The organism is Photobacterium sp. 270122K, assembly GCF_059941365.1.
On the sequence record NZ_JBPOEN010000002.1, the window covers coordinates 190,101 to 215,302 of the forward strand.

General features: G+C 42.6%; 21 protein-coding genes. 14 read left to right on the forward strand and 7 right to left on the reverse strand.

Features of this window, described 5'->3' with window-relative positions:
* The first annotated feature begins 1 nt into the window (after window position 1).
* The 7 genes from ACSF8W_RS04115 to ACSF8W_RS04145 are packed head-to-tail and all read left to right on the forward strand — an operon-like array spanning window position 2 to window position 8,764.
* Window positions 2–1,204, forward strand: a complete 1,203-nt coding sequence (locus ACSF8W_RS04115) for an ABC transporter ATP-binding protein (protein ID WP_500845294.1) — start codon at window positions 2–4, stop codon at window positions 1,202–1,204.
* Entirely contained in the window at window positions 1,194–1,976 is a 783-nt protein-coding gene (locus ACSF8W_RS04120; protein ID WP_500845909.1) for a class I SAM-dependent methyltransferase, read from the forward strand. Before ACSF8W_RS04115 ends, ACSF8W_RS04120 begins: the two co-directional genes overlap by 11 nt.
* A complete protein-coding gene (locus ACSF8W_RS04125; RefSeq protein WP_500845295.1) occupies window positions 1,966–2,388 on the forward strand; it encodes a hypothetical protein in 423 nt (140 codons plus the stop codon). Before ACSF8W_RS04120 ends, ACSF8W_RS04125 begins: the two co-directional genes overlap by 11 nt.
* Complete coding sequence (locus ACSF8W_RS04130; protein WP_500845297.1) at window positions 2,388–5,630, forward strand: glycosyltransferase; 3,243 nt, start codon at window positions 2,388–2,390, stop codon at window positions 5,628–5,630. Before ACSF8W_RS04125 ends, ACSF8W_RS04130 begins: the two co-directional genes overlap by 1 nt.
* Window positions 5,630–6,664, forward strand: a complete 1,035-nt coding sequence (gmd, locus tag ACSF8W_RS04135) for a GDP-mannose 4,6-dehydratase (RefSeq protein ID WP_500845299.1) — start codon at window positions 5,630–5,632, stop codon at window positions 6,662–6,664. The genes ACSF8W_RS04130 and gmd overlap by 1 nt, the downstream gene beginning before the upstream one ends.
* 59 nt (window positions 6,665–6,723) lie before the next feature.
* Window positions 6,724–7,608, forward strand: a complete 885-nt coding sequence (locus tag ACSF8W_RS04140; RefSeq protein ID WP_500845301.1) for a GDP-mannose 4,6-dehydratase — start codon at window positions 6,724–6,726, stop codon at window positions 7,606–7,608.
* Window positions 7,598–8,764: a glycosyltransferase family 4 protein gene (locus tag ACSF8W_RS04145; protein WP_500845303.1), complete on the forward strand. Its 1,167-nt coding sequence runs from the start codon at window positions 7,598–7,600 to the stop codon at window positions 8,762–8,764. Before ACSF8W_RS04140 ends, ACSF8W_RS04145 begins: the two co-directional genes overlap by 11 nt.
* 6 nt (window positions 8,765–8,770) lie before the next feature.
* Here ACSF8W_RS04145 and ACSF8W_RS04150 read toward each other — a convergent pair whose 3' ends face one another.
* Window positions 8,771–9,883 carry a glycosyltransferase gene (locus ACSF8W_RS04150; protein WP_500845305.1) on the reverse strand — a complete coding sequence of 371 codons (1,113 nt, stop codon included), beginning with the start codon at window positions 9,881–9,883 and terminating at the stop codon, window positions 8,771–8,773.
* A 45-nt stretch (window positions 9,884–9,928) separates the two neighbouring features.
* On the reverse strand, window positions 9,929–11,788 hold the full coding sequence (locus ACSF8W_RS04155) for a polysaccharide biosynthesis protein (RefSeq protein WP_500845307.1): 1,860 nt from the start codon (window positions 11,786–11,788) through the stop codon (window positions 9,929–9,931).
* A 122-nt stretch (window positions 11,789–11,910) separates the two neighbouring features.
* Between ACSF8W_RS04155 and ACSF8W_RS04160 the strand changes: the two genes are divergently transcribed.
* The 5 genes from ACSF8W_RS04160 to ACSF8W_RS04180 all read left to right on the forward strand — a co-directional run bounded on the left by ACSF8W_RS04160 (window position 11,911) and on the right by ACSF8W_RS04180 (window position 15,420).
* Window positions 11,911–12,855, forward strand: coding sequence for a UDP-glucose 4-epimerase family protein (locus tag ACSF8W_RS04160; RefSeq protein WP_500845309.1), 945 nt, complete (start codon window positions 11,911–11,913; stop codon window positions 12,853–12,855).
* A 5-nt stretch (window positions 12,856–12,860) separates the two neighbouring features.
* On the forward strand, window positions 12,861–13,433 hold the full coding sequence (locus ACSF8W_RS04165; RefSeq protein WP_500845311.1) for a sugar transferase: 573 nt from the start codon (window positions 12,861–12,863) through the stop codon (window positions 13,431–13,433).
* Window positions 13,433–13,981 (forward strand): elongation factor P hydroxylase, encoded by a 549-nt coding sequence (locus ACSF8W_RS04170; protein ID WP_500845313.1) that lies wholly within the window; start codon window positions 13,433–13,435, stop codon window positions 13,979–13,981. Before ACSF8W_RS04165 ends, ACSF8W_RS04170 begins: the two co-directional genes overlap by 1 nt.
* A gap of 58 nt (window positions 13,982–14,039) precedes the next feature.
* The gene (locus ACSF8W_RS04175) at window positions 14,040–14,312 is read left to right on the forward strand and encodes a YfcL family protein (protein WP_500845315.1); all 273 of its coding nucleotides are present in this window, start codon (window positions 14,040–14,042) and stop codon (window positions 14,310–14,312) included.
* A gap of 679 nt (window positions 14,313–14,991) precedes the next feature.
* Window positions 14,992–15,420, forward strand: a complete 429-nt coding sequence (locus tag ACSF8W_RS04180) for an arsenate reductase/protein-tyrosine-phosphatase family protein (RefSeq protein ID WP_428480082.1) — start codon at window positions 14,992–14,994, stop codon at window positions 15,418–15,420.
* Between the two features lie 63 nt (window positions 15,421–15,483).
* Here ACSF8W_RS04180 and wecA read toward each other — a convergent pair whose 3' ends face one another.
* Window positions 15,484–16,659 carry a UDP-N-acetylglucosamine--undecaprenyl-phosphate N-acetylglucosaminephosphotransferase gene (wecA, locus tag ACSF8W_RS04185; protein WP_500845318.1) on the reverse strand — a complete coding sequence of 392 codons (1,176 nt, stop codon included), beginning with the start codon at window positions 16,657–16,659 and terminating at the stop codon, window positions 15,484–15,486.
* 330 nt (window positions 16,660–16,989) lie between these two features.
* On the opposite strand from wecA, the gene ACSF8W_RS04190 reads away from it, so the two are divergent.
* Both ACSF8W_RS04190 and ACSF8W_RS04195 read left to right on the forward strand, forming a co-directional pair.
* The gene (locus ACSF8W_RS04190) at window positions 16,990–18,402 is read left to right on the forward strand and encodes an MBL fold metallo-hydrolase RNA specificity domain-containing protein (protein WP_500845320.1); all 1,413 of its coding nucleotides are present in this window, start codon (window positions 16,990–16,992) and stop codon (window positions 18,400–18,402) included.
* A gap of 158 nt (window positions 18,403–18,560) precedes the next feature.
* Window positions 18,561–19,727: a nucleotide sugar dehydrogenase gene (locus tag ACSF8W_RS04195; RefSeq protein WP_500845322.1), complete on the forward strand. Its 1,167-nt coding sequence runs from the start codon at window positions 18,561–18,563 to the stop codon at window positions 19,725–19,727.
* Window positions 19,728–19,872: 145 nt separating this feature from the next.
* Here the strand turns inward: ACSF8W_RS04195 and ACSF8W_RS04200 are convergent, their stop codons facing one another.
* The 4 genes from ACSF8W_RS04200 to ACSF8W_RS04215 all read right to left on the reverse strand — a co-directional run bounded on the left by ACSF8W_RS04200 (window position 19,873) and on the right by ACSF8W_RS04215 (window position 24,212).
* Window positions 19,873–22,062 carry a YjbH domain-containing protein gene (locus ACSF8W_RS04200; RefSeq protein ID WP_500845324.1) on the reverse strand — a complete coding sequence of 730 codons (2,190 nt, stop codon included), beginning with the start codon at window positions 22,060–22,062 and terminating at the stop codon, window positions 19,873–19,875.
* Window positions 22,062–22,964, reverse strand: coding sequence for a capsule biosynthesis GfcC family protein (locus ACSF8W_RS04205; protein ID WP_500845326.1), 903 nt, complete (start codon window positions 22,962–22,964; stop codon window positions 22,062–22,064). Before ACSF8W_RS04205 ends, ACSF8W_RS04200 begins: the two co-directional genes overlap by 1 nt.
* Window positions 22,961–23,734: a YjbF family lipoprotein gene (locus ACSF8W_RS04210; protein WP_500845328.1), complete on the reverse strand. Its 774-nt coding sequence runs from the start codon at window positions 23,732–23,734 to the stop codon at window positions 22,961–22,963. The genes ACSF8W_RS04205 and ACSF8W_RS04210 overlap by 4 nt, the downstream gene beginning before the upstream one ends.
* A gap of 172 nt (window positions 23,735–23,906) precedes the next feature.
* On the reverse strand, window positions 23,907–24,212 hold the full coding sequence (locus ACSF8W_RS04215; protein WP_500845330.1) for a hypothetical protein: 306 nt from the start codon (window positions 24,210–24,212) through the stop codon (window positions 23,907–23,909).
* Window positions 24,213–25,202: the final 990 nt, after the last annotated feature.

Sequence of the window (25,202 nt, forward strand, 5' to 3'; positions counted from 1 at the left end):
TATGGGAACAATTAAAGTAAAAAATGTTAGTAAGCTGTATAAATCTTATTTTACAAAATATTCAAGATTAGCTGAATGGTTTTCACCTATACGAAAGAAAAGACATGATGTAATCAAAGTGTTGAAAGGCATCTCTTTTGAAATATCGCCAGGAGAAGCTGTTGGAATTATCGGAATCAATGGAGCTGGTAAAAGTACTCTTCTTAAATTAATTACAGGTACAATTGCTCCAAGTCATGGTTCTGTATATATTAACGGAAAGGTTGCAGCATTACTTGAACTTGGGATGGGTTTCCATCCTGACTTTACGGGCAGGCAGAATGTATATATGTCTGGGCAGTTGTTGGGCCTTAGAGTCGATGAAATTAGTGCATTAATGCAGGAAATAGAAGACTTTGCAGAGATTGGTGACTATATTGATAAGCCTGTTCGTGTGTATTCAAGTGGTATGCAGGTGAGGTTAGCATTCAGTGTGGCAACCGCCGTGCGACCTGATGTACTGATCATTGATGAGGCACTGTCTGTTGGGGATGCATATTTTCAAGCAAAATCCTTCTCAAGGATTAAATATTTCAAGGAACAAGGAACGACGTTATTACTGGTCTCCCATGATCAAGCTGCAATTGCAAACGTTTGTGATCGTGCTATCTTATTGGAAAAAGGTGAAATAGTTGCTGATGGAGTTCCAACAGATGTTATGAACATATATACAGCTAAACAATCGAAGACGTCTGAAGGAAGTGAAATTATACAAGATGATGGCGTAACTGAATCTGGGAATAGAAAAGCTGTTATAAAAAATCTAGAAATAGTAAACCGCGTTGGTGTTGTAGTTGACACAGTCAAGGTTGGTGAGAGAGTTAAATTCAATTTTTTAATTGAAAAAACAACAAAGTTTGAAAATTTGACTTTAGGATTTCATATACGTGATCGGCTAGGCAATGTTATTTTTGGCACAAATACACTATCAGGTTCAATTAACCTTGATGAAGGTGATAAAACAGAGGTTAGCTTTCTATTTGACGCAAATATTGGTGTTGGTGAATATACGGTTTCTGCTGCTTTACATAAAGACAAAGATCATTATGAAGAGTGTTATCATTGGTTAGATGGTCTGGCATCATTTTGCGTAGTGAATCCTGATAATATTATTTTTGTTGGCACAAACTATTTAGAAACGAGATGTGAAAAAAATGATTATTAAAATAAAAAATATCATCAGAAATGCAATGAGTGATATATCAGAGATTAAAAATACTCTAGGTTGTGTTTTTAAAGAAATAAATACTAAATTAGATGAAATCAGTGATAAAAATCATCGTATTGGTAGTCTTCAAGATGATAATTTACAAAAATCTCAAGAAATTAGAAATAGAATGGAGATTATTCGCGATGAGGTTTTATTTGAAATAAGAAAGAACAGTGGGAACTTTACAGATGAGAAAGCTGATAAGATTGAAGTAAAATACATCAACAAAGAAAAATTTAACAATAATGTAATTAAGCTAAATTTAGGTTGTGGTCATATATCGTTAAGTGAATATACTAATGTTGATGCTCGGGATCTTGCTGGCGTTGATTTGGTCGCTGATGTCACAAAACTACCGTTTGATAATTCAACAATAGATGAAATATATTGTGCACATTTAGTTGAACATTTTACAGAGTTACAATTAAAGTGCGAAATTATTCCACATTGGCATCATCTTTTGAAAGAAAATGGAGTTTTAAAGATTATTGTCCCAGATGCGCATTCGATGTCGTATGCCTATCATAATGGTGAAATGACTTTTGATGACTTTAAATTAGTGACTTTTGGGGCACAAGACTACACGGGTGATTTTCACTATACGATGTTTTCTGCCGAATCAATTTGTGAGCTTCTAGAAAACTGTGGTTTTCGAAATATAAATATTGTTCAGGAAAATCGTATAAATGGCTTGTGTAGAGAGTTAGAGGTTCACTGTGAAAAATAATGATGAATTACTGCATGAAGTAAAAAATAAAATATACGAGTTCAATAAAAAGTATTTGGAATCTATAAAAGAAGATGCGAAGTATAGCAATATGTTTAGTGACTACTCTCGCCAGATAAAAGATTCATATCGCTTTGATGTAAGAGATCTGATTAATATACTTAGGCATGAATCTTTTGATGTGGGCAAATACATTTTCTTCAAAACGCACTCCAATGTCAGCGCAGAAAGTTTATTAGAAAAATTTTATAATAAGCCATTACTATTTATTTTGGTGTGTCAACTTCATCCAGCAAGAAAGATAGAAGTGACGGCTTTACCCAAGCAAGTTTTTTTAGCATTGTTTAAAAATAACAAAATAATTGTAGATCTATCAAGAAAAATTTATTTAAAGCTTCAGAGGTGTAAATAATGTTCAGCCATTTTGAAGGTAAGGTATATCAGGTTATTGAAGCATTGGATATTTATGATGCTTGCTCTGAACATGTATTTAATATCGAGAAACGATTAAAAAACGTTTTTGCTTTAGACTCATACATCTGTTCTAAACACTTACACCCTGATCATAGCGTTAAAAATTATATATCGATAGATCACTTAAATGCTTCAGAAGAAGATATAATAATTTACCACTATAGTGGATATTCTGAGTTTTGTTCGGATATAGTATTAAATTCTAAGGCAATTAAAGTTTTACATTATCATAATATCACGCCACACTATTTTTTTGAAGAGGGTAGTGATCTTTATGATCTTTGTTATGAAGGGCGGAACCAACTAAAAGATATAATTAGTCATTTTGATTATGTGACTGGTGATAGTCAATATAATCTAGATGAAATAATTAAACTTGGGTTTGATGAATCTAAAACGTATAAGCTACCTATAATTATAGATGATGCTTGCAAAGTAACCGATGTTGAGAAAAAAAATGAAGATCATTTGATTTCTATTGGTAGAATTTGTCAGAATAAATGTCAGATTGAGCTTGTTGAACTTTTTAACGCATCTGATTTTTCAGGCAAACTATATTTTGTTGGTGGTTATGATATAACCTCTAATTATTATAAACAGTTAAAAAGTAGAATCACAGAATTAAAATTAGAGAGTCGAGTTATCTTAACTGGAAAAATTGGTCAGGATAAACTAGATGAATTACTTTATAGTGCCGTAGCCTTAGTTTCTAGAAGTGAGCATGAAGGTTTTTGTGTGCCTTTATTGGAAGCTTCAAATTATCAAGTGCCGGTAATAGCATATAATGAAGCCGCAGTTCCTGAAACTCTTGGACAAACCCCTGGCTTGTTTGTAGAAGAAAATGATTTTATCATTCTGCTTAATAAGATAATTAACGATAATAATTTTAGAGAAGATTTATTAGTATTTCAGAATGAAAATATGAAAAGATTTTCACTTGAAGAGTGGGATAAATATGCATTTTCGTTTTTAAATAATGTTATAGGTAGCAAAGACCGTTTTAAAACAGTCAGTATTGTAATTTGTACTTATAATCGAGCAAATTACTTAGATAGAGCGTTAGATTACTTAGATAGCCAATATAATACTAATTTTGAAGTAATCGTTGTCAATGGTCCATCAACAGACAATACATCTGATGTGATAGAGCGATGGGCCCATAAGATTAAATCGGCCAATAATCCAGAAAGAAATTTATCGATTTCAAGAAATATTGGTATCAATCTGTCATCAGGCGATATTATCGCTTTTATTGATGATGATGCACTACCTTTTTATGATTGGGTTGGTAATTTACTGGAAGGTTATAATACTAGACATAATTTAACTGCAGGATTAGGTGGGCCAACATATTACTCTGGCACACTAGATTTTCAAGCAATTGATATTGCCGTTGATTATTATGGTGATGGCATTATCAATCCTGATGACACTATTATTAAAAGCCTCGATTATAATCGTTCGTTACTTGGGACTAACTCTTCTTTCCGGGCTGATTACTTGCGAGCTGTAGGTGGGTTTGATGAAGAATATGATTACTTTTTGGATGAAACAGATGTTTGCTTTAGATTGATTTCGAATAAATATAAAATTTCGCATAAATCAGATCTATATCTACGGCATGAGTTTGCTCAAAGTGAAAATCGTATAAATAAGTATAAATATAATTATTACTCTATTGTAAAGAACACTATATATTTTGCTCTCCGCTATAATAAACATAGCAAAAGTCAGATCATTCAAGACGTAAAAGAAAAAGTCAAAATTTTACGTGAAAATTATATATTGCAAGGGAAAAACGAATCAGTACTTAGTGATATAGAGGCTAATGAACTCATTGCCAGTGTTTGGAATGGTTTTGATGATGGTATTCAACATTTTGAACAAGAACCAAAATATATATTAAATGCAGATGTTATTACTGATTTCAAGAAATACCACTGTAAAATGGTGGATTTCAAAAAATTACATGTTGTAGTCGTTAGTTCTGAATTTCCTCCTTTTACGGCTTCTGGTGGGGTAGGTACATTATATTACAATCTCGTGAGTGAGTTGCTTATAATGGGCCATAAGGTGTCAGTAATTGCTAAGTCACAAGAAAGAGCAGATGCAATTGTTAAAGGAAATTTAACAGTGTATTTGATTCCAGAAGTTAAATCTTACGAGTTTGAAAGTGGATCCGCGATTATTGATAAGAATTTAAACTGGTCAATGATTGTTGCTAATAAGATAAGCGAGATTGATTTTTACTCTAAAGTCGATGTTGTTGATTCATGTATTTGGGACTTTGAAGCGTATGCGATATCTAAATTAAAACAAAAGAATGATATTAAAGTTGTGTCTCGTCTTGTAACACCATTTGCAGTTGCTTCTGAAGCTAATCAATGGGATATTGATAAGCAGGAAGTTATTCAGATTATGTCTTTTGAAAAAGATTTAATTATGAACTCTGACTTGGTTATACCGATTAGTGAATCAATATACAATACATTTATTGATAAATATAATATTGATGGGCTGAGCAATATCGAAAAAGTTCCTGCAGGGATTGCATATTGGCCGAGTTATGAGGTTTCACAAGGATACAACGATATAAGCAATTGGCCTGTTTTAGAAAAACGGACTGAAAGCTTTAAAGTTCTATTCTTAGGTCGACTGGAAAAGCGTAAAGGTATCGATGTATTTATTGATTCAATAGTGAAATATCTAGAATCTAACCCTAATGATAATATAACATTCGTTATCGCAGGTAAGGATCACTTTGGTGTTGAAGAGTATATAAATAATCATGATTATGGATTTATCCTACCTAATATAGTGCTATTAGGTGAAGTAACATCATTTGAAAGAGATAAATTATATAGTTTTACTGATTTGGTTGTCTTCCCTTCTCGCTATGAGTCATTTGGCTTGGTCCCACTGGAAGCTTTTGTACATGGCAAGACAGTTATTGCATCTGATGCAGGGGCCATCCCTGAAGTAGTCATTGATAAGAAATCTGGATTACTGTTTGATGATGGAAATGCAGATTCTCTTTGTGGTAAAATGCGATTACTGTTCGCTGATAGAGAACTACTAGCTTCATTATCAGTCGGAAGCTTAGAAAGAGTCAAAGAATTATCGTCTAAAAACATGGCGATGAATTCAGAAATATTATATAAAAATATTGTAGGGTACTGATGAAAACTGCATTAATTACTGGCATTACAGGTCAAGATGCTGCATATCTTGCTGAACTTCTTCTTGAAAAAGGCTATAAAGTTTACGGTACTTACCGCCGTACAAGTTCTGTAAACTTTTGGCGTATCGAAGAATTGGGTATCCAAAATCACCCAAACCTTGAACTTGTTGAGTACGATCTGACTGATCTTTCTTCAAGCATTCGTTTGCTGCAAGAAACAGGTGCGACTGAAGTTTACAACCTTGCAGCTCAGAGTTTTGTAGGCGTTTCATTTGATCAACCTCTAACAACTGCGGAAATCACAGGTATTGGTCCTGTAAACTTGCTGGAAGCTATTCGCATCGTTAACCCTAAGATTCGTTTCTACCAAGCTTCAACATCAGAGATGTTCGGTAAGGTACAAGAAATCCCTCAGCGTGAGTCAACGCCTTTCTACCCTCGTAGTCCATACGGCGTTGCAAAGTTATATGCCCACTGGATGGTGATTAATTACCGCGAGTCTTATGATATCTTTGCGACCAGCGGTATTTTGTTTAACCACGAATCGCCACTTCGTGGACAAGAATTTGTAACACGTAAAATCACCGATTCGGTTGCAAAAATTAAGCTAGGTAAATTAGATTGTCTAGAGCTTGGTAACATGGATGCAAAACGTGATTGGGGCTTTGCAAAAGATTACGTTGAAGGGATGTGGCGTATGCTTCAGGCGGACAAGCCAGATACGTACGTTCTTGCGACTAATCGCACTGAGACTGTACGCGATTTCGTCACAATGGCATTCAAAGCTGCTGGTATTGAGCTTGAGTGGAATGGAAGTGAAGAAAACGAAACTGCCACTGATCAAGCGTCAGGTAAAGTCGTTGTTAAGGTTAATCCGAAATTCTATCGTCCTGCTGAAGTAGAATTGCTAATTGGTAACCCTGAAAAAGCCCAAAAAGAGTTGGGTTGGGAGCCAAAAACAACGCTTGAAGAACTTTGTCAGATGATGGTTGAAGCTGATCTTCGTCGTAACGAACAAGGTTTCTCATTTTAATTTTTAGATACTCATTTAAATGGCATCTCATTAGAGGTGCCTTTTTTCTAGGTAGGAATATGATGAAAGTATTAGTTACGGGTATTGACGGGTTCACCGGTAAGTATGTGGCTAAAGAATTGGAGAGACGTGGTCATCAAGCTATTGGTCTCGTTTATTCAAACCCATCTGAGAGTCAAGTAAGTTGTGATTTAACAAATAAGCAGGCAGTTACTGATTGCTTAAACTCTGTTAAGCCTGATGCTATAATCCATTTGGCTGCTTTATCTTTTGTTGGTCATTCAGACCAAAAAGCATTTTATGACGTGAATGTTTTTGGTTCTACAAACATTCTTGAAGCGCTACATGAATTAAATATTAAAGTCAAAAAAGTTGTGGTTGCAAGTAGTGCAAATATTTATGGAAACCCGGTTGGTGTAGAAAAAATCAGTGAAGAACAATTACCATCTCCAGTAAACCATTATGCCATGAGTAAATTGGCAATGGAGCATATGGCCAAACTTTGGTTTACTAAATTGCCACTAATTATTACACGACCATTTAATTATACCGGTGTTGGTCAAGCGGATCATTTTCTTATTCCTAAGATAGTTAAACACTTTAAGGAAGGAAAGAAGACAATCGAATTAGGCAATACTGATGTAAGTCGTGATTTTAGTGATGTGCGTGATATTGCAAAAAGCTACGTTGATCTTATCGAATCTGATATTATGAATGAAACATTTAATCTCTGCTCTGGAGATGTATATTCACTTTCTGATATTATTTTAAAAATGCAACGTATTGCCGGTTATGAAATTGAGGTAAAAGTTAACCCAGACTTTGTTCGACCTAATGAAATCAAGGTTCTAGGTGGCGATAATACAAAGTTGCTAAAAATGGCCGGTCAAAAACCAGAAGTATCTTTAGATAAAACACTATTTGATATGTACAATGCCTATTAAGTTATTAATTAATTTAAATACCTTGAGAATGCCTCTTACTGGCATTGGATACTATACAAAAAATATCGTTGAGCAATGTTTGAAACGTAACGTTGAGATTGTCGGTATACAAAATGGTAGAATTTTAAAAAATGGTGATATTAATGTTTTGATTAAGAGTCTTGCTAATGTCGAAGAGCCAACACTTAAATCAAAAAGAAATGTCATTGAATTACTCAGATGTATACCTGGCGTTTACTCATTAAAGTATTTTTTGGTTAACTTGAAGTCAAAAAGTATCTTAAAACAACTTGCCAATGATGGATTTGTTTATTTTGAGCCAAGCTTTGTTCCTCTTGATTACTCCGGTAAGACTATTACGACAATTCATGACCTTTCTTATATCTCTTATCCTGAATTTCATCCTAAAGAGCGGGTTTCATTTTTATCTAAGATGGTTGCAGAAGCTGTTATAAAGTCAGAACACCTTATAACTGATTCAAATTTCATTCGAGAGCAAATGCTTACATCTTTTGATGTTGATGAAAGTAGAGTCTCAACCGTTTATTTAGGGGTAGATAAAACATTCAAGAAATATAGTCTGTTAGATGTACAACCTACATTAGATAGATTCGAGCTAACTCAGAAAAGATTCATTCTCAGTGTATCAACTTTGGAACCAAGGAAGAATTTAACACGTTTGGTAGAAGCTTATAAACTCTTACCAGATGAGATAAAGGCACAGTATCCTTTAGTGTTGGTTGGTGATTCAGGATGGAAGAATACAGAGTTGATGTCTTCTATTTCTGAACTGTTAAAAGATAAAAAGGTTATATTGACAGGCTATTTATCAGATCAAGAGTTAAGACATTTGTATGCCAGCTCGTTTGTCTTTGCCTATCCATCTCTTTATGAGGGCTTTGGTCTTCCTGTTATTGAAGCTATGGCTTCAGGGACTGCTGTTATTACTTCCAACAGGGGGGCTACGGCTGAAGTTGCGGGGGATGCAGCTTGTTTAGTTGATCCAGAATCTGTCCTCAGCATTGCAGATGGTCTTGAAAAGGTTATATCTGATTTACGCTATCGAAAATTTCTGGCTAATCGAGCAATTGAACAGTCTAAGAAATATACATGGTCATGTTGTTTAGATGATATTATTTCAATTGCAAATAAATAAAACCGCCTATTGGCGGTTTTTCTTTATTAAATCTGTATACAATTCGAAATATGATTTACCGTAGTTATCTAATGTAAAGTAGGTGTTAAATCTATTTCTAGCACCGATACTCAATTTTTCTGCAAGTTCGGGATCTTTATCTATCTTCAGCATCGCTTCAGAGAAAGCCTTAGCATCAGCACCGGGTACCGTAAGTCCTGACTCATTATTTTTATTGACAAAGGATGAGCCTGTCCCTATGTCACAGCTAATAATTGGCTTTTGATACATTTGTGCTTCAAGTAGTGATATGCCAAATGCTTCCGAGCGCAAATGGGAGGGGAAAACGAATGCTTTAGACAGGTGATGAAGCGCTACTTTGTCATCTTCATCAATAAAGCCAACCATTTTTACATTGTCTAAATTATTCTTTTGGATATATAACTCTAACTTTTCACGTTCAGGGCCATCACCAGCAATAACTACAGGTAACTGGTTTAACTTCGCAGATTCTAGTAGATAGTCAAGTCCTTTATAATATCGTAATACACCTATAAATAAGTAAAAACCCTCACCAACACTTTCCTTCCAACTTTCAACTTTATCTTTATTCAATTTTGGATAAGCTGTTTCATCAATTGCTAAAGGAATTGTCTCTACTTTATCTTTGTGTTTTGTTAGATTTTCGCTACTATCTGCATATTGTGGTGAACTTGCAATAATTCTATCTACTTTCGAAAGAAAGCGCTGCTCCACAGGCCAATATAGTTTTTTTAGCCACTTTTGCTTGACAATGTCGGATTGGTAACTTACCAAAGATGGTTTTTTGGGGGCGACAAAACTAAGCAAATCACCTGTTGGCCAAGGATATTGATAGTGAATAATATCGCTATCTTTGCTGAGCTCTCTGAATTTATTGAATAGCTTAAATGAAAAACCGTTAGAAGAAACCTCAAGATCTTTTTTCACCACGACGATTTTTGTATTTTCGAACTCGTACTCTTTATTTTCTTCACCTAGAGTCAGAATTATACTTTCAACCCCATAGGGTTGACACCCTTTGCATATAAATCGTATCGCTTGTTCAAGCCCGCCTTTCGTTTCTGGAAAACAAGTTCTATATACATGTAAGACTTTCATTTTGTTCCTAATCAATACGTTATGATATGTGGGAAATTATTTTAGTTATTGCTTTTGATACCCAGTTGGTGCTTCAAGCAAAATTCGCTTAATACATTCAAAATCATACTCATGGCAACAGGCATCGAGTTCAGCAAGAATGATTTCCATCTCTTCCCATGAGAGCTTGTCTTCTAACGCTGTCATGATTTTAGGGTGTGAGGTACCTTCGACATTTTCACCAATCAGCAATTCTTCATAGAGCTTTTCGCCTGGTCGCAGTCCAGAGAAAGTAATTTCGATATCTCCATCAACAAATTCACAGCTCTTTTCAGTGACACCCATGAGTTGGATCATTCGCTTAGCGAGGTCTAAAATTTTCACGGGCTCGCCCATATCAAGTACAAACACTTGTCCGTTGTTTCCCATTGCACCCGCTTGTATCACTAACTGCGCAGCTTCCGGGATCAGCATGAAAAAGCGCGTAATTTCGGGATGAGTAACCGTTAGCGGCCCACCTTTGCGGATTTGCTCTCGGAACAAAGGCACAACAGAACCGGATGAACCGAGCACATTACCAAATCGAACCATGGTAAAGGTGGTGTTAGCCTGCTTTTCGGCTAAAGCTTGCAAGATCAGTTCCGCCATGCGTTTGCTCGCACCCATGACGTTGGTCGGACGTACGGCTTTGTCGGTGGAGATCAAGGTAAAGTCTTTGACGCCAGTTTCAATTGCCGCTTCTGCAATCATCAAGGTACCAAACACATTATTACGTATGCCTTCGACCACGTTGTCTTCAACAATCGGCACGTGTTTATAGGCGGCAGCGTGATAGACCGTTTCAATGTCGTACTGCTCCATCAATTTTTTGATGCGGTTTTTATTCTGTACCGATCCTAAGGCTGATACGAGTTGGCAGTCGAGTTTGAGGTGATTGATCATCGTGTGAAGTTCACGATCAATTTGGTATAAGTTACATTCATTCAGCTCAAATAGTACCAAAACCTTCGGTGCTTGCTTGATGATTTGACGGCACATTTCTGAACCGATAGACCCGCCAGCCCCTGATACTAAAATGGCTTTTCCTGTAATGTTTTTGGCCAGAAGCTGCTTGTTGGGTTCCACGGGGGCACGACCGAGGAGATCGACGATATCCAGATCGCGCACTTCAGTGATGGATGCACGACCGACTGCGATGTCTTCCACGGAGGGTACAGACTGGACTGTAATCGGCCACTCAGAGACTTTATTGAGTAATCGAAGTCGATTGCCTGTCTTAATGTTATTAATGGCAATCAACAGCTTAACGGGTTTATATAAGCTCTGTAGTCTGCTGAACTCACTGCTGTGATGGACGCGTAAGCCAAAAATTATCTGGCCAACCTTGCTTTCGTTATCATCTAAGATAACGACAGGATGATACTCTTGTCCGTGGATCAAAGCATAAGCCAACTCACGGCCGGTTGCACCTGCGCCATAGATAAACACATTAGGCTTTTTACGGCGGTAATAGTAGTAGTAAACCGATTTGATCAGTACGCGGGGCGCGCCTAGCGTCAAGATAGCAATACCCACATAAATCATAGGCACGCTGCGTGGCACAAAAGACTTGAAGTAATAGCTGGACAGAGCCAGCACCACCGCAGAGGTGATCACCGCGATAAAAATATGACCGATAGCCGGTAACATTAGGTAGCGCAAGATGGCGCGGTACATGCCCAGTTTTGCAAAAACGAGCAGCGTGACCACGATAGTCAAGAACATACTAGCGACTTCTTCCGGGCCAATCGCTATGTGCCAAGAGCCTAGACGCAGGGCGTGAGCGGCGTACAACGAGAAAGCAACAGCAAAAATGTCGTAGCTAATTGTTATAATGCGTTTATTGTAACGTTTGGCAGAAAACAAAGATTTAAGAATGCGTATCATGAAAAGTTCTGCTGAAAGGCTGTTGGTTTATATTTTGTGTACAGCGTAGGTTATCATATCCTCGCGGTTGATACTGCTTTTCTAACTTATATTGACAATTACTTTTATTATTTGAGTGTGTTTTGAGCAAAATTTTAATTACAGGCGCAACGGGATTTATTGGGCATCATGCTGTCATCGCTTGTCAGCAGGCCGGTCTCTCGGTACTTCCGTTAGCCAGAGATAAGGCTAACCCATACGGTTATCAGGCGGCAGAGATTACGCCACAGACCGATTGGTCAGCTCATCTGCAGCAAGTGGATGTCATTGTCCATTGTGCGGCCCGTGTGCACGTGATGAATGATAAGGATAATGACCCGTTAACAGCTTATCGTGATGTGAATACGGATGGCACCTTGCACTTTGCGCGGCAGGCTGCAGCAGCTGGCGTGAAGCGTTTTATTTTTCTTAGTAGCATTAAAGTCAATGGTGAGGCGACAACGCCTGATACCCCTTTTACTGCGCGAGTTGAACAAGCGCCTACCGATCCTTATGGTTTGAGTAAGTATGAAGCGGAAAAAGGACTATTAGCGTTAGCACAAGAGACGGGGATGGATGTGGTGATCATTCGTCCGCCATTGGTGTATGGTCCTGGGGTGAAAGCCAACTTTGCCTCTTTACTTCACTGTGTCCGTAAAGGATTGCCGTTACCCTTGGGGGTAATCAACAATAAGCGCAGCTTTGTGTATATCGATAACCTTGTAGATTTGATCCTCACCTGTGTGTCTCACCCTAATGCGGCGAATCAGACTTTCTTAGTGTCTGATGATGACGATGTCTCCACATCAGAATTATTACGTCAAATGGCCTATGCGATGGGGAAAACGCCAAGATTATTACCCATCCCCCAAACATGGTTGATGGCACTAACCCGTTGGCTGGGTAAACCGGGCATTGGTGAGCGTTTGTGTGGTGATCTTCAGCTTGATATAGACGCGACGAAGACTTGCCTTGATTGGCATCCGCCTTATAATCTCGCGGATGCGCTTCAGCGCATGATTAATCAATCTCATCACAGCAGCAAGTGACCTTTATGCATACACCTTTGACGCGCTTTTTAGATTTTTTCTTTGCCTTTTGTGGGTTGCTTTGCCTTGCACCGCTTTTTCTGATCATTTACGTGATTGGTAAACTGGATACCGGTCATCCAATTTTTTGCCAAGAGCGCGTGGGGCGAAACCAACAACCGTTTATTTTAGTTAAATTTCGCACCATGCCTGTCGATACGGTATCCGTGGCGACGCATTTGGTGGATGCTAACGCGGTGACGCGACTGGGTGCCTTTCTACGTAAAACCAAACTAGACGAACTCCCTCAACTCATCAATGTGCTGAAAGGGGAGATGAGTTTGGTTGGGCCACGTCCGTGTTTGTTTAACCAAACGGATTTGCTGACAGAACGCGCTGCACAAGGTGTGCTGGGTGAATTGCCTGGTATCACGGGCTTGGGCCAAATTAACGGTGTGGATATGTCAACGCCGGCAATATTGGCTAACCTTGAGCGCGAGATGATCGACACGTTTACCCTCAAAGCGTATTTTGCCTATATTTTACAAACTGCGATTGGCCGTGGAGCGGGTGATCGTATCAAGAAAAGTAATTCATAATGCCACACAGTAATGATGATCTGATTGCGATTTTTAATCGCTGTTTTCTCACTGAATACAATACCGAACTGGTGTTGGGTGGGGATGAACCCCTTTACCTCCCTGCCGATAGTACACACCCTCATCATCGAGTGATTTTTGCGCGAGGGTATTTCGCTTCTGCGTTGCATGAAATCGCCCATTGGTGCATTGCGGGCCCCGCCCGGCGTTTGCTGGAAGATTACGGGTACTGGTATGAGCCGGATGGCCGCTGTGAACAGGTACAAGCGGCGTTTGAGAAAGTCGAAATCAAACCGCAAGCGGTGGAGTGGATCCTCGCCGCGAGTTGTGGTTTTCGCTTTCAAGTCAGTTGTGATAATTTGAATGGTAATCATGAGCCTGATCGGGTGAGCTTTACGCGTCGCGTACACGAGCAGGTCATGGTGTATTTAGAACAAGGGATGCCTGCACGTTGCCAGATTTTGTCTGAAGCACTGCGAGAGGCGTATCAGATCGCGCCACTTATGCCAGTGCAGTTTCAGCCACTCATCCCGCTTGAAAGCGCTTAACACCGTAATTTTATCCCATATTCATTTGTAATACAGCACAGAACATAAGCAGGTCAGCATGATTCAACAGTACGAAGAAACGTTACTTTCCCTTATCGATGAGATGGTTGAAACCGCTTCTGATGATGAGTTGTTTGCCGGGGGGTATTTGCGAGGGCATATCTCTTTGTCGGCCGCACACTGTGAGACGGTCGAAGGTATCTCTATAGCAGCAATGAATTTAAAAGTGGATGAAAGCCTGACGGCTGCGCAATCTGAGCTGACCCCAGGTGATCAGCAATTAGTGAAAGGTATGTGGATGCAACTACAACAACAGTGCGTGGCAGGTTAATTGTCATCGCCACTTTAGATGGGCGATGTTAATAAAACAGTGTAAATAAAGCGTCGAATGACGCTTTATTTTTATCCGATTATATTGCTCAACGTATAGTATATCTGGGGTTTAATTGTTCTGGCTGATATATTTACGTCGGTAGTCAGAAGATTTAGCAAAAATAATGCTAGGAAATAGCACAATGACAAAACCCAATGAGAAGATGAGTGCTTCATTCGCAAGCAGTTGGTAGCCACTGGTGATAACAATTGTTATAACTAACAACAGATTAAATGCGTGAAGATAAGGGTGGTTGACGGAAAAATGAGCATAGGCTCTAAACATGTTGCTGCCCTCTTGGTGCGTCATATTTATGGCGCATTTATTTTTAATTATTTATTTTGCCGCGTCGTTTAATTGACTGCGCTGTCGTTTAATTGACTATGATGTCGTTTAACTGACTGCATTATTACTTTATTCAATAATAATATAGTTTAATTTAATATTAGAAATCTTCCATTGTTTTTTGTCAAAATGTCACATATTTAAACCGTTATTGTTCTGATTTATTATGCAGCATGTGGCGCATGTGGCCGTTGCCTTTTGATAAAAAGAGGATCCAGTCCGACAGTCATAATGATATTATGGCGAGATAAACCCATGATAACTCCGTCAGTGGATGAAGGTATTGCCGCGTATGTTTAACAAAATTTTGGTTGTTTGTGTCGGGAACATTTGTCGCTCTCCATCAGGTGAATACTTGCTTAAGCACCATTTACCTCAGAAGCATATTGCATCAGCAGGGGTGGGGGCGTTGGTTGGGAAAGCCGCAGATAAAACGGCCGCCATGGTGGCACAAGAACACGGCATCAGCTTGGAAGGGCACGTTGCCCAACAGCTAACCAGTGATCTTTGCCGTGACTATGATTTGATTTTGGTGATGGAGAAAGGCCACATCGAAGCCGTGACGGGGATTGCACCGGAAGCGCGCGGCAAGACCATGCTATTTGGTCAGTGGATTGGACAAAAAGACATTCCGGATCCTTACCGCCAAAGCCGAGAAGCGTTTGATTTTGCCTACCAGCTTATCGATGAGTCCGCACAGGCGTGGGCGAAAAAGCTTTAAGTCTTCGTTTTCTTAGCACTCGTCGCTCTTATTTATAGAACATAGCAGTAGGGGCTCCTACTGCTATTTTTTTGTCGCGACTATTTTGCTTTGTTTGTTGGCTGGATTCTGTTCAGAAAGGGAATGATAGCCACTAGGGAAGGGCACAATGGTTGCGCTGGGTACGTTTTTCTCATGCATTGTCGATTGTTGTTGAGTACGGCTCATACGGGTCGTCACCCCCCAATACACCGTAAATAGCCCGATAAACCCACCAAATAGCCGTGGTTCGCTGAGCTGCATCTGTTCGCCGAACACGCCAATCAAAGCACAACCTGCTGAGAGGCTGCCTAATACGCCCACCGTTTTTCGTTGAGACCAACCTTGACGCAGGCAAAGGTGGTGAAGATGTTGGCGATCGGCTTGAAAAGGCGAACGTTTTTGCTGCAGGCGACGAAGGATCAAGGCTGCCATATCCATCAGCGGTAGCGCAATCAGCCACAGTGCCGTCACTGGGCGAAAAATAGGTTCAGATAGCGTGCTGCCTTGGCTCCCTGCAATCAGTAACCACACAATCGTAAACCCCATCAGTAATGCGCCTGCGTCCCCCATAAATACTTTCCAGCGTTGTCCGGTCGGCCAACCAATATTGACGATGAGAAAAGGCAACAATGCCCCGATAACGAGTAAACAAAACGCGTATCCGTCAGGTTGCTGCTGGATGAAAAACAGCACACCGATGGCGCACAATGTGATTGTCGTTATGGTGCCTAATAATCCGTCAATACCATCAATCATATTAAACGCATTCAGCGCACCGCATATGGCCAGTATGGTGATGGCGAGGCTCACGGTATCAGGCAGTATGATGGGGATATCTGAGGTTAAATGACCCAGCGTCACGATCCGTAAGTGATCACCTGCGATTAGCCACAGGGTGATTAAGATTTGCATGATAAGACGGACTTTTACATTCAGTGTGTACTTATCATCTAAGCTGCCGATGCAGACAAAGCATCCCGCTCCCAGTAAGTAGGCGTTGGGCAAGGCTAACAAGGTTGTGTCGTTCATGCCGTTCAGAACAAGATAGGCGACAACCATAGCTGAGAAGATCCCTAGGCCGCCAATCAGCGGGATGATGCCCTGATGACGTTTTCGAGAGGACGGATGGTCGACCAATTGCACTTTTATAGCGATAAAATACAGCGGAAATAAAAAACAAAAAGAGAACAAGAGTGGCAAAAAGAAATGGATGCTCATGCTTCTCCCGTCGCAATGTGTGCTTTAGTTCGATTAAAGCGGCTGAATTGAGTCGCTTTTATAGGGAATACCGATCCGTTTTTGTGGTGTATCGTCGATGATATTGACAGGTAGTGCCTGTTTTTGTCTGCTTTTTAAGCTCTTTAACTATAGATAAAATGGTGACATTCACCATAAAAGTTTGATGTGTTAAATGTGTTCTATCTGCATGTCTGTGCGTATGGCGATTGTCACTATTTTCGTGAAGTGGGTCGTGCAAACCAGCAATCTTCTTTAGACGGGAAGGGGATTTTGCCATCATGCCCTCATTCATTATCTGAGGATTCTTACGTGCAGATTTTTCATCATGGTGCCTATGAAGGTGTGACCGGGTCGTGTCATGAACTTCGTTGGAAAGAATATGGCATTTTGGTTGATTGTGGCCTCTTTCAAGGTGCAGAAGCACATAAGCCATTGAATATTGAGTTCTCGATTCAACACATCCAAGCATTATTATTGACGCATTGCCATATTGATCATGTTGGCCGTATTCCTTGGCTATTGGCCGCCGGTTTTCGGGGGCCGATCTATGCCACTGAAGCGACGGCAGCGTTGTTGCCCTTGATGTTGGATGATGGATTAAAAATCCAGCTCAATTTGAACCATGCTCAACGTCATCAATTTATCGCGTTAGTCAATTCGTTATTGCGCCCGGTGCCGTTTGATTGCTTAGCCCCGATCACGTTGCCCTCAGGGGATCGAATCAAAACGTATTTTCGTCAGGCCGGGCATATATTAGGGTCGGCGTACATTGAATTGGAACTGCCAGATGGCCACATGGTGGTGTTCTCTGGTGATCTTGGGCCGAGTAATACCCCGTTATTGGTTGACCCATGCTCGCCGCAAAAAGTCGATACCCTAGTGCTAGAAAGTACCTATGGTGATCGATTACATGACCGTGATACGGACAGAAACGTGAAGTTAATGCAGATCATCAGCCGTTCCTTACAAAACGGTGGAGTGATTTTGATCCCTGCGTTCAGTGTTGGGCGCACTCAAGAGTTGCTGTTTGATATCGAATCGATGATGGCGGAAAGCAGTATTTTGGCCGAAGGAGAACAAGGAAGCGCGAACACCCTTAAATGGCAGAATATTCCGGTGATTTTAGATTCTCCGCTGGCATCCCAAATTACTCAACAATACACCCATTTTCAGCGGTTATGGGCCAAAGAAGCGAAGCAAAAAGTCACACTGGGGCGTCACCCATTGTCCTTTTCCCAATGTGTGACGGTGGAATCACACCAAGAGCATGAAGATTTGGTTCGGCGCTTGCAGTCAACCGGTGAACCCGCCATTGTCGTGGCGGCAAGCGGCATGTGTACGGGAGGGCGGATCTTGAACTACTTGAAAGCTTTATTGCCCGATGCAAGAACGGATGTGGTAATGGTCGGTTATCAGGCGCCAGGCACATTGGGGCAGCGTTTATTATCTGGTGAAACGAGCGTGGAGATTCAGCAGGTATCGGTACAAGTCGCGGCGCAAATCCATGAACTATCAGGTTATTCTGCACATGCTGATCAAGCAGAACTGTGTGAGTTTGTTAACAATATTGAAGAGGGGCCAACGGCTATTCATTTGGTACATGGTGAAACACGAGCTCAGGAGTGTTTAGCGTCACGCTTACAGGCGGTGAAACCCGGCAGTGAGATCCGATTAGCTGCGCATCAAGGGGATAAAATGACACCGTCATTTTCTGCTGTTTAAGGGCTTTATTGTCTCTTTTTGCCATATAGGTTTTGGCCTTTTTTACCGTCATATCTATCGTTAATATTAGCAATACCATTGATTTTGTTTGTTATAGCAACACGCTGTCATGGTATTTTGTTATTATCTAAGGATACGATTGATTTTGAGGGTAAGTGATGAAAATTACGGTTGCAGGCACAGGGTATGTCGGGCTTTCTAATGCGGTTCTGCTCGCACAGCATAATGACGTTTATGCCGTAGATATTGTGCAAGAGAGAGTGGATCTCATTCAGCGCCGTCTTTCGCCGATTGAAGACAAAGAGATCTCGGCCTATTTGGCGACAAAACCCCTAAACCTGACCGCGACCACGGATAAGCAAGTGGCGTATCAAGGGGCAGATTTTGTCATTATTGCCACGCCGACCGACTATGATCCGATCACCAATTACTTCAATACCGCTTCCGTTGAGGCGGTGATCCGTGATGTGCTGACGATCAACCCGCATGCCGTCATGGTGATTAAATCTACGGTACCGGTGGGATACACCCAGCGTATTAAAGACGAATTTGGCTGTGACAACATTTTGTTCTCGCCGGAATTTTTACGTGAAGGTCGCGCCCTGTTTGATAACCTTCACCCGTCTCGCATTATTGTCGGTGAAAAGTCTGAACGTGCTGAAATCTTCGCGAATTTGTTGCTACAAGGCGCAGAAAAACAAGATGTGCCCGTGTTGTTTACGCACTCGACAGAAGCGGAAGCGGTGAAGTTGTTCTCCAATACCTATCTCGCGATGCGTGTGGCGTACTTCAATGAGTTGGACTCGTACGCAGAAGCGAATGGCTTAGACAGCCGCCAGATCATTGAAGGTGTTGGGCTAGACCCGCGTATCGGTAATCATTACAACAACCCGTCTTTTGGTTACGGGGGCTACTGTTTACCGAAAGACACCAAGCAATTACTCGCCAATTACCACAAAGTACCCAATAACATCATTGGGGCGATTGTGGATGCCAACCGTACCCGTAAAGACTTTATTGCAGATTCGATTATTGCGAAAAAGCCCAAAGTGGTCGGTGTGTACCGCTTGATCATGAAAGCGGGGTCCGATAATTTCCGCGCCTCGTCCATTCAAGGGATCATGAAGCGGATCAAAGCCAAAGGGATCACGGTGGTGGTGTATGAGCCGGTGTTAAAAGAAGCAGACTTCTTCCAATCGGAAGTGATCACCGATCTTGAGGCCTTCAAGCAGATATCAGATGTGATTGTGTCTAACCGCATGGCGGAAGAGCTGGAAGACGTGGCAGATAAAGTCTACACCCGTGACCTGTTTGGTGCAGATTAAGGTTAGCGAAGATTACGTTTGGTACAGATTAAGCGTGAATGTCGTTGACCCAAGTATGAATAAATAAAAACGCCGTGATGCAATTCAGCATCACGGCGTTTTTGTTTGTATCAATGCTATCTATGATCTAGACAGGTAATGATACTTAGTTCATGGCTTTACGTCCGTACCACGGTGAGCGTGCATCGGTCACGCTGTATAGTTGGTACTTGCGGTTCAGCATTTGTCCACCGTCACGAGACAGCGGCAGCCAAGAAATCGTTGCACGATTGGTACTTGGTTTCACCGTCATGACATCAAACGGGATCGAAATGTAGAAGCCTTTGTTAAAGCTGCCCTCGCCAAATTCCTCTGCAGACAAATTCGTTTTCGCCACAAAAGCACCGGCAATCACACCGCTGTCAAACTGCTTCGAGAAATCCACCGTCATACCAATGTCTTCGGTCAGGTAGCGACCAGCGCTGACTTTGAGCAATGTATTGGGTAGCCATGACCAATCCGGCTGGTAGTAGGCGGTTGCATGACCCGTCAGTGCACCGGTTTGTACGCGATATTTAGTACCGTCTGAATCAAATTGCACTTCTTCGGTAAAGAAACCAAATTGTGAATCCGGATCACGCTGTACGACGTAGTTTGCATCGATGCCAAATGCCCAGTTACTGCCTTGTGGACGGTACAGCACTTCGCTGCCCACGCCGCCGAACATCATTTCCAGATAACCGCCGTACGCTTGGGCATACCAGTTATCGCTCAGTTTATCCATCCAGGTTAACTGTAAGTTGTTCATGCGGATAGGGTTGTCATTGATGTACTGACGCACCAAGGTACGGACACGTTTTAAATCGGTGCCATCAGGCGGCACTTCGTACAGGAACTTGTCGTAATTATCGTAGATATTCAGATAGAGCGATCCGCCTAACTCGATATTATCGCTAAACCAGTAGTTCGCTCCAGCGGAAATCCCGATATTGAACAGATAGAAATCTTCCGAGCCACCGAACGATTGCTGCAAGGTTGGCGACACACTCACATCCCAATCCTTATTGGATTTGGCATACAGGGTGCCTGCCGGTGCTTGTGGCTCGACCGCCGTGGTCGCATCATCCATTGACGTATTGAAACCGCGGTGATCGGCCACATTGGCAAATGCATCGCGATCAATGTGGGTTTCTGTTACAGGCTGACGGTTTGCTGTTTCAATAATGCGGTACGTGTCAGCAGCCGGGCCTTGATTGGCCAGCAGTGTGCCTGCGCGTAGTTGTGCTTCATCGCGATCACGGTATTTGCTTTGCGACGCGACGACCGTCACGGTGGTGTCATCCGCATAGATAGCCGGATCTTTATAGCCTGCGATTTGGTGCAAGTCTTGAGCCAATTGTTCCCATTGCGCAGGTGTTAACTCACTGGCTGCACGTGCCGATTGTGCTGCGGGTGCATCATACGCAGGCACGGGATCATCTTGCCACATCGCCTTCATGTCATTGAAGTTGGTATTCAACGTAAAGCCCAGCGTCCAGGTGGTGCCGCGTTCATAGCTTAAACGCACATCCCCCCATTGGCCTAAGCGGTACAATGCGCCGTAGTTGAATTTACTGTCTTGTGACATGTCCACGCCGCCACGGGTCGTGGGATAATCACTGGTGTAGTCGTTACCGTCGTATTCCATTTTTAAGCGCAACGGCGCCCATGGGCTTTGGTATTCCACCCCGCCGAATACCGCGCTACAACCGGTGAACCAGCGATCAAAATCGATACTGCCGCCTTTGCCCTTGTAATCGGTATTACGAGCACAATCGACGCCTTGCGATTTATCCCCGGTTAAGTTGCCGCTGTTACCGATATAGCCCCAGCCGATACCCAAGGTGAAATCAAATGGGCCGACATGTTTACTGGCAGCAATGAATTCCCCGTCAAACAGGCCGGTGCCACCGAAATCTCGCACCCCGATGGACGTTTCGGGTAGCCAGTAGCTTTCTTCTAATAGACGGACTTTAAAATCGATGCCTTTATCGGTGTATTTGGTATCGCCACTGAAACTTTCATCCCCGCTATACAGGAGATCTTGCACCAAGGTATAGCGAATAGTGGTTTCTAACCATGGCAGCAGTTGGAGTGACACGGTGTAATGGTGGTATTCATCATTGAAGGTACCGCCGACACTGAGTTCGCCTTCTTTTGCCACACGGCCAGACGGCATTTGCATTAAGCCCACGCCACCAAAATCAGATTGTGACGGGGAAAATTCCGGGTAATCAAACGTATCAGCATGGGCATGCAGAACAGGCAGCATGGCCACCGTGAGGGCCGACAACGAGGTTTTAAGTACAGGGTGCATTACAGGGCCCGATTCCTTAATAAGTTAACGATCTCATCATTGAGTGAGGCGGCATCTCGGGGTAAATCCGCAAAAGGCAGATACACCGTCGCGCCTGGGGCAATGTCTTGGTGCTGGTGGTTCCAGTAAGCAAAGGTATGAGTTTCTACCGTGCCATCCGGTTGGATCACGATAGCTTCGCTGTTATCTGCCTGTGACATGCCGTGTGTGGCGACATCCGCTTGGCTAACATAGCTGTCGACATCTTGACGAGGTTGCCACGGGAAAAAACCGGGCTGTTTGACGGCACCCACCACCAAGACATGCGTGGGTTTGGGCGGCAATACCAGCGTAATCGACTGGGTGATAAGCGGATTGAGTGCCGGGGTGATCCGCACCGCATCATAATCCAGCGGTGTGAATACACGCTCACCGATGGGTAACTGGGCCAGTTGTTGCTGCAGTGCATCAAAAACACGGGCGTCTGCGTCGTCACTTTGTTGAATCAGTTCAGAGAGCGCCGCGTGGATCGCCATTTTCTGGGGGGGCGGAAAGGCCGTAAATACGCTGGCTGCCGGCCAATAGATCGCCTGACCGCTGATGGCTGTGCCGTTATCGATGGCAGGTACCGGTAACTGGGGTAAATGCTGCAACGTATCCGCAAGCACTTGTTCGAGTCGAACCGGCGCAGGGTAAGACAGGGTGAGTGCTTGTGGTGTCGTTGTTTGTGCGGCGTCGCCTTGATTCAGCGAGTACGTCGCATTGACCGTTATGTGCGTTTTTACACCCGCTTGCGATACCTCAGTTTGTGTCTGTGCTTGTGCCTGTGCTTGCGATTGAGGCTGAGCATGAAGCAGTGGCGAAAACCATGTTCCCATGATAGCGAGAGAAGCGAGTGCGAGCGTAGAGAGAGTCGGTGTCATTGTGCTTGCCCCGTAGCAAAAAATGGCTTGAGTACCGTTATGTCGACATAGGGCAGGTTCGGTGCCAATTTCTGCCGTGATTTGATCACGCGGCCCGTTGATGGGTGCAGCCAAAATGCATTGGTGTACGTGGCATCTAGCGCCGCAACAGACACCTCTTCGGTGAAATACAAGGTGTCGATAGGTTGTTGATTGACCAAGATCACCTGATTATCATGCTGAGTAAAGTGAGAGAGGGCTTGATAGCCCGTGTGATAACCCGGTTGCCAGTCAATCTGACGTTGCCACGAACGCGGGGTACCGGCACGCTGTAAACCCAACTGCAGAGGGTCGGTTTCTGTGCTGTGCAGCGCCACCACGTTGCCTTGCGGTAAGTTAACCGTTTTCACCACCCGGCCAGATTGGGTTTGTAGCATGCCTTTATCGGACGATAACCATTTCAGTATCGGCGGTGTGGTATTCGACACTGCATTTTCCGCTGAATGGGCATAAATGGGGGCGGTTTCTGCCAAGGCTAATACCATGAAGGCTTGGGGGCCATCGTCTATACTGGCATAAAGGCTGGCATACGGCAGGTTATTGACATCGTCAACGCTTAATGTGGCATCGGCATTGCCAAACAGGGCGAGCTGCATGGTGTCGTTCACATCATTGAATTTTTGGCTGCAGCCAGAAAGCAGTAAAGGGGCGGAGAGTAAGCAGCTCCCCAACATCAATCGGTAAAGCCGAGATCGTAATGCCGATAAGGCGGCAGGCTGTGCAGTGGGCATCCTAGCTACTCACTCCCTGTAGTACAGAAAATCAAACAAAAGAACGCCGTGTGCAAGCACCCAGCGCAGAATAAACCGTGAACGCAACAAAAATAACCGCACAGCAGCACGAGTGCCACTCAGGTACGGTTATTGTGTGTCTGTTGTGTCGGTGTTATTGACGGTACGTCAATTAGCCCTGTGCAGACACAGACGTTGTGGTGTTGTTGTCGTTGTTGCTTGAATCAGCAACCGCGATTGCGCCAACGGCAACTGCCGCGCCAACAGCAACGGTTGTTGCTGTGATACCGCCAGCCGCTGCAGCTGTTGCACCTGCTGTGCCCGCTGCTGTACCCGCTGTCGTTGTAGCTGTGGTGGTCGCGGCTGTTGCTGTTGTGCTTGAAGCAGAACCCGCAGCACCTGCAGTCGTTTCAGTTGCGGCAAATGCAGAACCTGCCATAGACATTGCTGCTAGCAATGCAATTGTTGTTTTTTTCATTCTAATTCCCTTATTGTTGTATAGCGTCTATAAACAATTTTTCACAAAAGGCTAAAAGCCAAAAAGAGCAAAAGCGGAACCCGCCTTCTATGCAATGATATGGTGATATGGGCAAATCTGCAATGCATCAATGATCTTGTCATAAAAGAACTTTAGAGTCTTTTCAGTTGCTTAATAGGAAAGCCTTAAGATGTGTCACTATTGTCACTTATGTCTTTGGCTAATATTGGCGGTATAAGGAAGGTTCTTTTTGGTGGTAAAACAACCAAACGCGACGCTGTTCACATTGTGCTATTTTCATCAGCTATACATATTTATTGGATTTACAGCCAGTTAATGGCATTCAACAAAAAAGATGGCGATAAGCGTTGAAACTCATATTCCTATCAGCCCCAAATGTGTGTAAAATCACGGTCGAAATTTAGGGCCAGTTTCAAGCCGTGTGCTACAGCGTGTTCGCGATACTGCACAACCTGACGCTTAGTATGCCGTGTATTACAGTGTATCCTGTGATATTCAACGCAAAACGCCCGCCATCGCTTACCTATTTTATGGTTATTGGGAACCACAACCCAAGGGCGGTAGCGTGTCAAAAATCGGTAAAGCAGGGACGAGGAAGAGCGGCCGGTAGAGCAGGCACGAGGGACGAGTCTTTAGGGACGAGAAGAACGGCAGTACAAGCATGTAATATACGTATCGGTAGTGCTGAATAACGCGGTTACGGCAGAGCGGCCCTAAGGCCCTATGGATAGAACACGAACTACGCCGATAGACCCGCATTTAACGCTGTTTTCAACAATGCATAGTAAACAATGAGGTAGGCGAGTCACAGCCTTACATATCCTCATTCGTCGAGACGTGCAATTCAAAATAATATAAACAAAAAGAATTAGCTTTGGTGTTATCGCCAAGGCCGTTGGTCTTGCCTGTCATTCGGCGCGGTAAATAAAAACACATGTTGAAACGTAACGCTTATATGTTTCGTTCGTT

What these genes read in the sequence shown, in the direction of transcription:
- ACSF8W_RS04115 (WP_500845294.1), top strand. Translation starts at nt 2, where the DNA reads ATGGGAACAATTAAAGTAAAAAATGTTAGTAAGCTGTATAAATCTTAT.
- ACSF8W_RS04120 (WP_500845909.1), top strand. Translation starts at nt 1,194, where the DNA reads ATGATTATTAAAATAAAAAATATCATCAGAAATGCAATGAGTGATATA.
- ACSF8W_RS04130 (WP_500845297.1), top strand. Translation starts at nt 2,388, where the DNA reads ATGTTCAGCCATTTTGAAGGTAAGGTATATCAGGTTATTGAAGCATTG.
- gmd (WP_500845299.1), top strand. Translation starts at nt 5,630, where the DNA reads ATGAAAACTGCATTAATTACTGGCATTACAGGTCAAGATGCTGCATAT.
- ACSF8W_RS04140 (WP_500845301.1), top strand. Translation starts at nt 6,724, where the DNA reads ATGATGAAAGTATTAGTTACGGGTATTGACGGGTTCACCGGTAAGTAT.
- ACSF8W_RS04145 (WP_500845303.1), top strand. Translation starts at nt 7,598, where the DNA reads ATGCCTATTAAGTTATTAATTAATTTAAATACCTTGAGAATGCCTCTT.
- ACSF8W_RS04150 (WP_500845305.1), bottom strand. Translation starts at nt 9,883, where the DNA reads ATGAAAGTCTTACATGTATATAGAACTTGTTTTCCAGAAACGAAAGGC.
- ACSF8W_RS04155 (WP_500845307.1), bottom strand. Translation starts at nt 11,788, where the DNA reads ATGATACGCATTCTTAAATCTTTGTTTTCTGCCAAACGTTACAATAAA.
- ACSF8W_RS04165 (WP_500845311.1), top strand. Translation starts at nt 12,861, where the DNA reads ATGCATACACCTTTGACGCGCTTTTTAGATTTTTTCTTTGCCTTTTGT.
- ACSF8W_RS04170 (WP_500845313.1), top strand. Translation starts at nt 13,433, where the DNA reads ATGCCACACAGTAATGATGATCTGATTGCGATTTTTAATCGCTGTTTT.
- ACSF8W_RS04175 (WP_500845315.1), top strand. Translation starts at nt 14,040, where the DNA reads ATGATTCAACAGTACGAAGAAACGTTACTTTCCCTTATCGATGAGATG.
- ACSF8W_RS04180 (WP_428480082.1), top strand. Translation starts at nt 14,992, where the DNA reads ATGTTTAACAAAATTTTGGTTGTTTGTGTCGGGAACATTTGTCGCTCT.
- wecA (WP_500845318.1), bottom strand. Translation starts at nt 16,659, where the DNA reads ATGAGCATCCATTTCTTTTTGCCACTCTTGTTCTCTTTTTGTTTTTTA.
- ACSF8W_RS04195 (WP_500845322.1), top strand. Translation starts at nt 18,561, where the DNA reads ATGAAAATTACGGTTGCAGGCACAGGGTATGTCGGGCTTTCTAATGCG.
- ACSF8W_RS04200 (WP_500845324.1), bottom strand. Translation starts at nt 22,062, where the DNA reads ATGCACCCTGTACTTAAAACCTCGTTGTCGGCCCTCACGGTGGCCATG.
- ACSF8W_RS04205 (WP_500845326.1), bottom strand. Translation starts at nt 22,964, where the DNA reads ATGACACCGACTCTCTCTACGCTCGCACTCGCTTCTCTCGCTATCATG.
- ACSF8W_RS04210 (WP_500845328.1), bottom strand. Translation starts at nt 23,734, where the DNA reads ATGCCCACTGCACAGCCTGCCGCCTTATCGGCATTACGATCTCGGCTT.
- ACSF8W_RS04215 (WP_500845330.1), bottom strand. Translation starts at nt 24,212, where the DNA reads ATGAAAAAAACAACAATTGCATTGCTAGCAGCAATGTCTATGGCAGGT.